Genomic DNA, 12,627 nt, shown 5'->3' with positions numbered 1-12,627 from the left:
TAAAGCTTGTTTTGTTTATGTTTTTTGCAAAAATAATAAAATAAATACCTTTTTATTGATATTTAAACGAAAAACAGCCGTTAATCTTGTCTTAACGACCCTTCAAATGGAACTCTATTTAAAATACTTCTGCCTAAAGTGACCTCATCTGCATATTCCAATTCATCCCCAACCGCTATTCCTCTTGCTATGGTAGATGTTTTTACTTCCATCCCTTCAATTTGTCTAAAAATATAGAAATTAGTAGTATCACCTTCCATTGTAGAACTCAACGCAAAAATCAATTCCTTTATTACGCCCTTTCTTACTTTGTCAATCAAAGTCCCTATTTTCAAATTCTGAGGACCTATACCTTCCATTGGTGAGATTTTACCACCTAAGACATGATACTTACCTCTAAATTGCCCTGTATTCTCAATGGCCATTACGTCCCTAATGTCCTCAACCACACAAACCAATGCACCATCCCTTTTAGGATTTGCACATATTTCACACAACGCCGTATCAGATATATTGTGGCAATTTTCGCAAAATTGAATCTTACTTCTTAAATCTACCAATGACGTAGATAGATTTTCTGTACGCTCCTCTGGTTGTTTTAACAAATGCAACACCAAACGTAATGCGGTTCGCTTACCAATACCAGGTAACTGCGAAACTTCGTATACTGCGTTTTCCAATAATTTTGACGAAAAATCCATAGGCTTATATGGCCATAAATTTACGATTAAACTTAATAGACCAATCGTATAGTTTTCTTAAAATTAACAAAAACACGAACATAGTGACTACCGTTAGTTTCTGCATTATGCCCAAATTCATATTGGCCCATAATTTTATTAGGAAGCGATCTATTTGACCTACGTCATTTAAGTTTTTGTAATTTGCCTCAAATTTTACAACATGAACGCCTCTCATATCTTACTACTCATTACCGGTTACTTTGTATTGCTTTTGATTATTTCATACTTCACAGGGAAAAACGACTCTAATGAAGATTTTTTCAAGGCCGGTAAACAATCGCCTTGGTACTTAGTTGCCTTTGGTATGGTAGGAGCTTCGCTTTCTGGTGTCACATTCATCTCCGTACCTGGTTGGGTAGACGCATCCCAATTTAGCTATATGCAAGTTGTTTTTGGATATTTTTTAGGGTATTTGGTAACAGCTTTTGTATTGCTACCTATCTATTATAAACAGAACGTTACTTCAATTTACGAATATTTGGATGATAGATTTGGCTTTGTAAGCTACAAGGTAGGTGCTATTTCATTTTTCATATCTCGGGTACTTGGCGCAGCGTTTCGGTTGTTTTTAGTTGCCATTGTTCTGCAGCAGTTCGTATTCGATGCATGGAAGGTTCCGTTTGAAATTACCGTTATTCTTTCTATTTTACTCATTTGGATATATACTTTTAAAGGAGGAATTAAGACCATAGTCTGGACAGATACACTACAGACCTTATTCATGTTAGTTTCCGTAGGACTATCTATATATTTTATATTGGATAAAATGAACTGGACATTCATTGAATTTCTGAACTCAGCAGAACTAGGACAATACAGCAAAACATTTTTTACCGATGACCTTTCTTCTAAAAACCATTTGATAAAATCATTTTTAGGCGGAATGTTCATTACCATATGCATGACCGGTCTTGATCAAGATATGATGCAAAAAAACCTCACTTGTAAAAATTTAGGCGAAGCTCAGAAAAACATGGTCAGTTTCAGTGTAGTTTTGGTACTAGTCACTTTTATTTTCATGTTACTTGGAGCTCTACTGTTCATTTATGCGGATGCACACAATATTGCATTGCCAATGATGGACGGCTCACCAAAATCCGATCTTTTGTTTCCAGAAATAGCTTTGAACAGTGGTCTAGGCATAACCGTGGCAGTAACTTTTATGTTAGGTTTAATTGCCGCGGCCTACAGTAGCGCAGACAGCGCGCTTACATCACTGACAACTTCTTTTTGTGTAGATTTTTTAGGTACCGAAAAGAAATCTGATGAAGTAGCGAAAAAAACACGCAGAATTACACATATTGGCATGAGCGTGCTTTTAATTTTAGTGGTAATCTCTTTTAAATACATCTTGGATAAAAATGTAATTGACGGGCTCCTTACAGTTGCCTCTTACACCTATGGTCCTTTGTTGGGATTATTCTCTTTTGGCATCTTTACCGATCATCAGGTAAAAGACAAATATGTTTGGGTAGTTGCACTTGTTTGTGTAACCATAATTCTACTTTTAGCAAAGTTGCCAAATGACTTTTTTGGTGGTTATATCTTCGGTTATGAACTATTACCGTTGAATGGTCTGCTAACCTTTGTAGGATTATTGCTAATCCGCAAAAAAAATACTACCGCTAAAATTAACGATATCGCTTAATATTGATGCGTACTTAAAAGAACTAAAGTACACGCTATTTCAAACGCTATACCATTGTTTTTTAGTAATTTATAAAATTCAGGATTTTCAGTTCCCGGATTAAAAATTACCCTTTTTGGAGCCAAAGAAATGATCTGTTCATAATATTCTTCTTGTCTTTTTGGATTTATATATAGGGTTATTGTATGAATATCACTAATTTTGTCTAAATTATTATTGATATTGACACCGGAAACCTCACCTTCTCTTAATCCATAAGCCAAGGTTTCTATACCCGAATCTACTAGTCGATGTATTGCAATATTGCTATATCGATTTGGTTTTAAGGAGGCTCCGAAAACTAGGGTCTTTTTCATAATAAAAAAATGTTAAAACTTTACTTATATGTAACTTATTAGACAATATTTCGTCTATTAGTAAAGTTTGATACTCTTACGAGTTTAAAAAATTGTTGGTAACGCTATATGTTTATAGTTAATGGTTAGTGTTTAGTATAGCCTATCAGCATTTGAAACCCGGCTTCCAATTATTTTGGAATGTTCGGGTTTCTTTTTTTTTTTAGATATGCTGTTAGAAGCAAGCTTACTACCACAGATACAAATTGCTTACATTAAACGCAAGTTGCAGTAACATTTAATACATTATTAAGTCTATTACTATATATAGGGTTTTTCAATACAGAAGATTGGTTGGTTTTTTCTTATTGAATAAAACTATATAGCACCCATAGCCAAAACTATGGGTGCTTTATTTTTACCATCTAATAATTACACTGCCCCAAGTAAAACCACTACCAAATGCAGCCAAAACCACCAAGTCGCCACTTTTAACTTTACCCTCTTGCCATGCCTCTGTAAGTGCTATTGGAATAGATGCAGCCGTAGTGTTACCATATTTCATGATATTATTGAAAACTTGGTCATCACTTAACTGAAATTTCTTTTGAATGAATTGTGATATTCTCAAATTGGCCTGATGCGGTACCAATAAGTCGATATCGGTAGATTTTAATTTGTTTTTTTCCAGACCTTCCACAATTACTTCACTGAAACGTACCACCGCATTTTTAAAAACAAATTGTCCGTTCATATATGGAAAGTAAGATTCATCGTTAGGATCGTTGTCTTCCATAATATCCGTCACCCATCTATTACCCATACCAGGGGCAATTAAAGATAGTTCTTCTGCATGCTGGCCCTCTGAATGTAAATGTGTAGACAAAATACCTTTGGTAGTATCTTCTTCCCTAGTCAATACTGCCGCACCGGCACCATCTCCAAAAATTACCGATACCGCCCTGCCTCTGGTAGTCATATCCAGTCCATGAGAATGTAATTCTGAACCAATAACAAGTACATTTTTGTACATACCCGTTTTTATATACTGGTCTGCTATAGAAATTGCATATACAAAACCGGAACATTGATTACGTACATCTAATGCCCCTACAGTCTTAATACCTAAATCTCTCTGTACTAAAACACCCGGACCAGGGAAATAATAATCTGGACTCAAAGTAGCAAATACGATAAAATCTATGTCATCTTTATCTATACCTGCCCTTTCAATAGCTATTTTAGCCGCTTTTACACCCATAGAAGTGGTAGTATCGCCATCACCTCTAACCACATGTCTTCTTTCTTTAATACCGGTTCTTTCTTGAATCCAAGCATCATTTGTATCCATCACTTTTGACAAATCATCATTTGTCACTACATTTTCAGGTACATAATGACCTAAGCCGATTATTTTTGAATTATACATAGTAATATTTTAGTCCTGATCTAGTCCAGGTTGAATTAGTGTTGCAATATAAACAACTATTAAGAATTTTTTTGAAAATATAACTATCAACCTTTTAACCAAAAGCATCAAAAAACTTAACTCAAATACTTCTTAAAATCGTTAACCTTTACATTTGCCTTAAGATCATACAACAAGTTGTATAGACCAAAAAATGTACGGTTCATATATAAGAAATGCTTTGAACCTCTATTACCGTTCATTTTACGTATTTGCTTGTCCGATGAGAATTGCTCTCCCAATGCTGCAATTTTACCCCAAAAAACTTCATCACCAAAATTGAAATTGTCATTATGGAAAGGTGATGTAAACAAGCTTAACAATTGATAAAAGATAGATTTAAAAAACACTATTTCCTCTGCGGTATCTGCCGGCATCAAGATTTCTAGCTCGTAAAGTTTTTCTGTGAATTTTTTATCATCCGAGATTACTTCTGGTCTAGCAAGTTCAAAATAAGGCACATAAAAAGAATCTGGAACCTCTTTAATACAACCAAAGTCTATAGCTATAAGCTCCTCATTTTTACTTATCAAAAAATTACCTGGATGTGGGTCTGCATGGACTTTTCGCAACCCGTGAATTTGAAACATATAGAAATCCCATAAAGCTTGACCAAGTTTATCTCCAGTAGCCTGAGAGAAACCTGTTTTTGTAAATTCACTTAGATGCATACCTGTCATCCAATCCATCGTAATAATGCGCTGACTTGAAAGATCTGTATAATATTTAGGAAAATTTATGTTTGGTATTACTTTGCACGCCTCTGTAATCTGTTTACTCTGAGCCACTTCCAAAAGGTAATCCGTTTCTTCAATTAACTTATTTTCAACTTCTTTAAAATATTTATCAGAATCTTTTCCTTGCAAGTTGAACATACGAATTGCAATTGGCTTTACTATGGCCAAATCACTGCTAATACTTTGTGCAACACCCGGATATTGTATTTTAACGGCCAAGTTTTTACCATCTTTAGTTGCCTTGTGTACCTGACCTATACTGGCAGCATTTATAGAGTCTTTTTCAAATGTATCAAAAACCTCTTCTGGATATTTGTTCAAATATTTTTTAAAGGTTTTACGCACTAACGGTGCAGATAACGGAGGAACCGAGAATTGCGACAATGAAAACTTCTCAACATAAGCGTTAGGCAGGAGATTCTTTTCCATACTCAGCATCTGAGCAACTTTAAGAGCACTACCCTTCAATGATTTTAATCCGTCATAAATATCTGCGGCATTATCTTCATTCAACTCATCTTTGGTAGTATCAGGATTTATAATTTTTTTACCAATATACTTAGCGTAATTACCACCAATTTTTGCACCGGTTCTTACCAACTTACTTGCCCGTTCTATCTTTCCGGTGGGTATTCTGTCTAGAGTTTTCATATTGTAAGCGTTAGATTAGGCAAACTTTTCTTTGTAAAGGAATTTTCCAAAATCCAGAATATTCTCCAAGGGCGTATTATCGAATAAATCAAAAATTGTATTTACGGATTTTTCTATGGCCACATCTGTTTTTTCAAATGAAGCAGAGTCATCAGATTTCCAAAAATTCATTAAAAACATTGTCTGTAGCCAAGCTCCTTCAGAAAATAATTGTGGATTATGTTTTGTAATCTTCAGGTTTTTATCGGCATTGCCATCATTGATCAAACCTTTGGCAAATTGCTTGACACTTTTTCTTAAACCTTTTAACTGTTCCAAATTTTTAAGCGGACTGCCCGCATTATCCATAACAAACAATACATAGCTCCTATTTAAGGTAAGCACCTCAAAAAAAGTGTAAAAGAATGTAAGCATTTTATCCCTATTGGTAAATTCTTGGTACTCCGCATTTTTATGGATTACGTTTATCGTATTCTCGAAAAAAGTATCCCATATTCCCTTTTTAAGAGCATCAATAGAACCATAGTACAGATAATAATCCGATTCTTCAATATTGTTCACTTTACAGAATTTATAGACCGTCTTTGGTAATTTTTCGTGCTCAAGCACATAGTCCATAAACATAGTAATGATTAATTCTTTTGTTACTTTTTTAGCTTTAGCAGACATATCTAATTATTTTATTATAAGGTACAATGCAGATTTCACAGTTAGAAGTTTTTATGAAACATTAGCTTATATTTAATAAAAACGTGCTATCAGGTGATAGCACGTTCCTAAACAACCTAACCAATAAATAATCAACATGTGATTATGCTGTAAATTCTTTTTCATAGCAATTTCTCATAATCACCCTACAAATATACGTTATGTTTAACTTTTTTAAATAAAATTTAAACAAAAATATTTGTTAAACTTTCATAGGTCCATAACTGTCAGTTTGTCACAATAACCTATTGTGGTATTTTTTTTGACCAATAGCAACGAACAATCATTATTAACAATGGCCGCGCTGACCGTGGCATAAAAAATATAAAAAATGGCAACAGGTAAAATTAATGTGTCCGTAGACAACATTTTTCCACTGATCAAGAAGTTTTTATACAGTGATCACGAAATTTTTCTAAGAGAGTTGATTTCGAATGCAACCGATGCAACTTTAAAAATGAAACATTTGACCACTATTGGCGAAGCTAAGGTTGAATACGGCAACCCTATTATTGAAGTTAAAGCGGACAAAGAAGGAAAGAAACTACATATCATTGACCAAGGTCTTGGTATGACAGAGGAGGAAGTTAAGAAGTATATTAATGAAGTAGCTTTTTCCGGTGCCGAAGAGTTTTTAAATAAATATGAGGATACTGCTAAAGATTCAGGAATAATAGGGCATTTTGGACTTGGCTTTTACTCTGCATTTATGGTTGCCCATAAAGTAGAAATCATTACAAAAAGCTTTAAAGACGAACCAGCAGTTCACTGGTCATGTGACGGTTCTCCTGAATTTATTATGGAGCCTGCCGACAAAGAGACACGTGGTACAGAAATTATACTTCATATTGCAGATGACTCTACCGAGTTTTTAGAAGATAATAGAATAAAAGAACTGTTAAGCAAGTATAACAAGTTTATGCCTATTCCAATTAAATTTGGAATGAAAACAGAAACATTACCAAAACCAGAAGGTGCAAAAGAAGAAGACCCGGCTCCTACTAAAGAAGTAGATAATATAATTAACAACCCTAATCCGGCCTGGACAAAACAACCAGCCGATTTAGAAGCAAAAGATTACCAGGAGTTTTACAGAGAATTGTACCCAATGCAATTTGAAGAGCCATTGTTTAATATTCACTTGAATGTTGACTATCCTTTTAACTTAACGGGTATTCTGTACTTTCCAAAATTGACGAATGACCTTAATGTACAGAAAGACAAAATTCAGTTGTACCAAAATCAAGTTTTTGTAACAGATAATGTTGAAGGTATTGTTCCTGAATTTTTGACCATGCTACGTGGAGTCATAGATTCTCCAGATATTCCATTGAACGTTTCTCGTTCTTATTTACAGGCTGATGGCGCCGTTAAAAAAATATCTTCCTACATCACAAGAAAAGTTGCAGATAAGCTAAATTCCTTATTTAAAAACAATAGAGAAGATTTTGAAGCTAAATGGAACGATATTAAAATAGTTATTGAATACGGAATGCTTTCTGAAGATAAATTCTTTGACAAAGCGGACAAGTTTGCTCTATACCCAACTGTAGATGGCTCTTATTTTACATTTGAAGAGTTACAAGAGAAAATAAAAGATACACAGACGGATAAAGACGGAAAAACGGTTATTCTTTACGCATCTGACAAAGAAGCACAGCACAGTTATATTGAAACTGCAAAAGCTAAAGGTTATGAAATACTGTTGTTAGATTCGCCAATTATAGGTCACTTAATGCAAAAGCTAGAAGGATCTAAAGAGAATATTTCTTTTGCCCGTGTAGATGCCGATCATATTGACAAATTGATACAAAAGGAAGAAACTCAAATCTCTAAATTATCTGACGATGAAAAAGAGACTTTGAAAAAAGAATTGGAAGAAGCTATTACAGATAAAAGCTTTACGGTTCAGTTAGAAGCTATGGACAGTGATTCTTCTCCGTTCACTATTACGGAGCCTGAATTTATGCGCCGTATGAAAGAAATGCAACAGACCGGCGGTGGCGGTGGTATGTTCGGTATGGGTGCCATGCCAGAAATGTATAACCTGATCGTAAACACAAACCACCCATTGGTAAGTGAATTCTTAAACACGAAAACTGCGAAGAAAAAAGAGCGATTGATCAATCAGTCACTTGACTTGGCGAAGTTATCTAAAGGCTTACTTAAAGGTAAAGCTTTAACTGAGTTTATTAAACGTAGCTACGAGATGGTGAAGTAATTTCCATTTCTTATAATTTTGAAAAAGCCACTACATTTTTTGTAGTGGCTTTTTTGTTAAATGTTGTTATCTTTCTTGAAATAATCAAAACCATGAATAACAACCATAGCTCTACTTCTTTTAAAAAATTATTAGACAAGCTACAAACCGAAAGCTGGCAACTTGAGCTTATAATATCAGGTTTTGCAATATATGGGCTTTGGCAATCACAAGATTTTTTACAAATTGAATACCTAAAAGCCTTAAAGCAAGATGACGAAATCTATAAATTTTTGCTTGGACCTACCATTAATGGTGTATACATATTGATGATCGTCCTTTTAATCCATGTGATTTTAAGAGGATTATGGATTGGCACTTTAGGCTTGCGTTATGTTTCTGGAGAAATTGATTATGAAGAACTTGGTTACACCGATAAATTCACAAACTTCCTTCAAATTAAAGTAGGTTCTTTTGATAGATATATCTCTAGACTTGAAAATATTTGCAGTTCTCTATTTGCATTAGCCTTTTTAATGGTTTTTTATTTTTTATCCTATTTTTTAATAATGGGTATCTTTCAATTTTTAGTCTACCTAATCTTCATGACCGACTGGTTTTCAGAAACCACGTCTATAATTTTAATGTGCTTAATTGGAATACCATATGCTATTTGCATTTTATTTTTAGTTGTTGATTTTCTGGGTATGGGAATTTTGAAGAAAAATGAGATAACCGCTAAGTTTTATTATCCCATTTATAAAGTTTTCAATATTATTTCACTCTCCTTTATTTATCGCCCATTGGTTTATAATTTTTTAGATCAAAAAAAAGCTAGATGGGTTGCTATATATATTCTACCCTTTTACTTCGTGATTTCACTATTTTTCGGATTAACTGGAAATCAAAATTCAAATTTTCAAGTAATTAATCAGGCTTCATCTAGCACATTTATTAATAAATTAAATTATGAGGACCAATTAATCGAAAAAGAAGATATGATTGATTTTATCTCAATCTCATCTAAAGTAATTGAAAAACCTTACATGAAAATATTTGTTGGTTTTAATAATTTCATTGAAGATGCAATTATTGAAACCGATACTACACTAAAACCAGAGAGTGATAAAAGAGGATTTAGTTTTCAACCAGAAAAAATGTTTCAAGAAATGGGGCTAACAAGTGACCCTGAAGAAGCAATACTAAAAAAACAGCAAAAATTTTTAAACATAATGAACCAGATTTTTAAAATAAAAATTGATACTATGTTTTTTGAAAAAGAATTTATTCTGACAAATAATAAAAATGATAGATTCGGGTTTGAAACTTATATAGATTTAGAGGGTTTAGAAAAAGGCAAACACCTTTTAAGAATAATTGGACCTGCTAACAAAAGACAAGAAGGAACAAAAACGGAAATAGATACGTTAAAAACCATACCCTTCTGGTACTTCCCAGAAAACAGCACAACGTCAATTAACCAACATAGCATTGTATTACGAGACAGCGTGACAACCAACTAAGACACAAAAGCTAACTACTGAATTTAGAAATAAGCAACAAACAGACGAAAAAATCATAGGTTACTAATAAATACCCTACGTTTTTAACCGATTTAATACCAGTTTGGTCAACTTTAAGTAAACCTTTTATCATAAATACTAGTGCTTTTTTTATCTTCACCACATGAAGGTGATTTCAACGAACATAGGAGATGCAGTAACTTTTGAATGGAACGGTGCTACCGAGCAAACCGGTATCTTCAAATACCCAACTTCTAAGGCCTTATTTCTCACTAAAAATGATGTCAGAGATGACACTGTTATAGACCGTGTGCATCATGGCGGCGTACATAAAGCATGTTATCTCTTTTCTGCCGATTACTATGATTATTGGAAACAACTTTACCCTGAACTAGAATGGGATTGGGGCATGTTCGGTGAAAACTTAACCGTTGAAGGTCTTGATGAATCTAAAATTCGTGTTGGCGATATATACAAAATAGGAAATGCCTTAGTACAAGTATCACAACCGCGAGAGCCTTGCTATAAATTAGGTATACGCTTTGGCACACAAAAAATATTAAAAGAATTTATTACACATAATCACCCTGGCACCTACGTAAAAATTCTAGAAGAAGGTCTTGTATCGGCCGGAGATGAATTTATACTAGTAGAACAATCTAGAAATAGATTTACCACACAACAATTTTATGAATTGATTTTTGCAAAAGAAAAATCTAAAGATTTGCTAGAACTTTTCATGAGCAATGAAGCTGTACCACAATATAAAAAGGACAGGTTCAAGAAATACCTATCATAATTTTAATACACAAGTAATGAAAAATTTTATTATAACATTTGCCCTCATCCTTGGGCTTAAAACTCAAGCGCAATTAAGAACAAACGGGGAAGTTTCTTCTAATCCTACTATACACAATATTGGTTTCATGACCCTATTGGCGCATTATTATGATGACGGATTAAAACTGAATCCGTTGAACGCCACTTTTCAAGGAGATAACAGATACAACGACACACTACCAAATTTTCTATCTGATAGTTACAAGAAAGAACTGGTCAACTACTATCAAACTTATTTGGAAAAAGCGGAGAAATTTGACGACGCCCAACTTTCTGAAAGTGAGCTGATGTCCAAATCTATTCTAAAATGGGAATGCAAAGTAAATTTAGAAGGTCTAGCTTTTGAGCAATATACTCCAATAGACCAAATGTGGTCCATGAATTTAATGATGGGGCAATTAGCCGGTGGTTCTAGCGCCCAACCCTTTAAAACTACGAAAGACTATGAAAATTGGAGCAAGCGTCTAGAAGATTATGAGGTTTGGTTGCAATCCGCAAAATCTAAAATGCAAGCAGGTATTAAAGCTAAAACCGTATTACCTAAATCTCTTATTAAAAAAGTTTTACCACAACTTGCAAGTGTAGCAAATACCAGTCTTGAAGACAACCTCTTCTATACCCCTATTAAAAACTTTCCTGCAGATTTTCCAGAAGCCGACAAACAAAGGCTGACCGAAATTTACACGGCTGTTATCACCAATAAAATAATACCGGCATACAAAGAATTGCATGATTTTATGGCAGCGGAATATTTAAAGGCCGGTAGAGAAAGTAGTGGTATACAAGGTATCCCAAATGGTGACGCTTATTATGCACATCAGATAAAGTTATATACTACAACAAATATGACGGCTTCAGAAATTCATGAAATAGGATTAAAGGAAGTAGCCAGAATTAGTGCTGAAATGGAAGCTGTTAAAAAACAAGTTGGTTTTAAAGGTGATCTTAAAGCATTTTTCAATGAGGTACGCAACAAAAAAGAGCTGATGCCTTTTAAAGATCCGCAAGAGGTTATTGCTAATTTTAATGCCATCCATAAAAGAATGATGCCCAAAGTAAATGCCTTATTTAGCAAACAGCCTAAAACTCCTTTTGAGGTAAGACGTACAGAGGCTTTTAGGGAAGCTTCCGCCAGTGCAGAATACAACCCCGGTTCTTTAGATGGTACCAGACCCGGTATTTTCTATGTTCCTATTCCAGATGTTACTTCTTACAACACGTATTCAGATGAAGATTTATTCTTGCACGAGGCTATACCAGGCCACCACTTTCAAATTTCACTGACACAAGAAAATGAAAATCTACCACAATTTAGAAAAACACTTTGGTATAGTGCCTACGGAGAAGGTTGGGCTTTATATACTGAATCTTTAGGTAAAGAATTAGGTCTATATACAGATCCATATCAATACTTTGGTATGCTTGGAGCGGAAATGCACCGTGCAGTTCGCTTGGTGGTTGATACAGGGCTGCATTCAAAAGGGTGGTCTAGAGAAAAGGCTATTCAATATTCCTTAGATAACGAAGCAGAATCCGAAGCTAGCATTACTTCTGAAATTGAACGATATATGGCAAATCCTGGTCAGGCTTTATCCTATAAAATAGGGCAACTTAAAATCATGGAACTTCGTGCTAAAGCAGAAGCTAACCTTGGTAAAGATTTTGATATTAAAGTATTTCACGAAAAAGTGTTAGAAGTTGGTTGTGTACCGTTAGCGCTACTTGAAGAAAAAATAATGAAATGGATTTCGGCAAATACCAAAGCTTAAAATTC

10 protein-coding genes are annotated in these 12,627 nt (G+C 34.2%); 5 read left to right on the top strand and 5 right to left on the bottom strand.

Features of this window, described 5'->3' with window-relative positions; translation table 11 throughout:
- Nucleotides 1-80: 80 nt before the first annotated feature.
- Nucleotides 81-701, bottom strand: a complete 621-nt coding sequence (gene recR / locus PXC01_RS12435) for a recombination mediator RecR (RefSeq protein ID WP_276472623.1) — start codon at nucleotides 699-701, stop codon at nucleotides 81-83.
- A gap of 202 nt (nucleotides 702-903) precedes the next feature.
- On the opposite strand from recR, the gene PXC01_RS12430 reads away from it, so the two are divergent.
- Nucleotides 904-2,391 (top strand): sodium:solute symporter, encoded by a 1,488-nt coding sequence (locus tag PXC01_RS12430; protein WP_276472622.1) that lies wholly within the window; start codon nucleotides 904-906, stop codon nucleotides 2,389-2,391.
- Here the strand turns inward: PXC01_RS12430 and PXC01_RS12425 are convergent.
- From PXC01_RS12425 to PXC01_RS12410, 4 genes are all read right to left on the bottom strand, one after another.
- Nucleotides 2,388-2,747 (bottom strand): CoA-binding protein, encoded by a 360-nt coding sequence (locus PXC01_RS12425; protein WP_276472621.1) that lies wholly within the window; start codon nucleotides 2,745-2,747, stop codon nucleotides 2,388-2,390. The genes PXC01_RS12430 and PXC01_RS12425 overlap by 4 nt on opposite strands.
- A 397-nt stretch (nucleotides 2,748-3,144) precedes the next feature.
- Nucleotides 3,145-4,155, bottom strand: coding sequence for a 3-oxoacyl-ACP synthase III family protein (locus tag PXC01_RS12420; RefSeq protein WP_276472620.1), 1,011 nt, complete (start codon nucleotides 4,153-4,155; stop codon nucleotides 3,145-3,147).
- Between the two features lie 116 nt (nucleotides 4,156-4,271).
- Nucleotides 4,272-5,582 carry an ABC1 kinase family protein gene (locus tag PXC01_RS12415; RefSeq protein ID WP_276472619.1) on the bottom strand — a complete coding sequence of 437 codons (1,311 nt, stop codon included), beginning with the start codon at nucleotides 5,580-5,582 and terminating at the stop codon, nucleotides 4,272-4,274.
- 15 nt (nucleotides 5,583-5,597) lie between these two features.
- Nucleotides 5,598-6,251 (bottom strand): TetR family transcriptional regulator C-terminal domain-containing protein, encoded by a 654-nt coding sequence (locus PXC01_RS12410; RefSeq protein ID WP_276472618.1) that lies wholly within the window; start codon nucleotides 6,249-6,251, stop codon nucleotides 5,598-5,600.
- Between the two features lie 370 nt (nucleotides 6,252-6,621).
- On the opposite strand from PXC01_RS12410, the gene htpG reads away from it, so the two are divergent.
- From htpG to PXC01_RS12390, 4 genes are all read left to right on the top strand, one after another.
- Nucleotides 6,622-8,511: a molecular chaperone HtpG gene (htpG, locus tag PXC01_RS12405; RefSeq protein WP_276472617.1), complete on the top strand. Its 1,890-nt coding sequence runs from the start codon at nucleotides 6,622-6,624 to the stop codon at nucleotides 8,509-8,511.
- Nucleotides 8,512-8,603: 92 nt separating this feature from the next.
- A complete protein-coding gene (locus PXC01_RS12400; protein ID WP_276472616.1) occupies nucleotides 8,604-10,013 on the top strand; it encodes a hypothetical protein in 1,410 nt (469 codons plus the stop codon).
- A gap of 163 nt (nucleotides 10,014-10,176) precedes the next feature.
- Nucleotides 10,177-10,812 carry an MOSC domain-containing protein gene (locus PXC01_RS12395; RefSeq protein ID WP_276472615.1) on the top strand — a complete coding sequence of 212 codons (636 nt, stop codon included), beginning with the start codon at nucleotides 10,177-10,179 and terminating at the stop codon, nucleotides 10,810-10,812.
- A 16-nt stretch (nucleotides 10,813-10,828) separates the two neighbouring features.
- On the top strand, nucleotides 10,829-12,622 hold the full coding sequence (locus tag PXC01_RS12390; protein ID WP_276472614.1) for a DUF885 domain-containing protein: 1,794 nt from the start codon (nucleotides 10,829-10,831) through the stop codon (nucleotides 12,620-12,622).
- The last annotated feature ends 5 nt before the right edge of the window (nucleotides 12,623-12,627 follow it).

It is taken from the genome of Maribacter huludaoensis, from assembly GCF_029350945.1.
GTDB lineage: Bacteria > Bacteroidota > Bacteroidia > Flavobacteriales > Flavobacteriaceae > Maribacter > Maribacter huludaoensis.
Note: the sequence above shows the minus strand (reverse complement) of the source record. Positions and strands in the feature narration are given on the sequence as shown.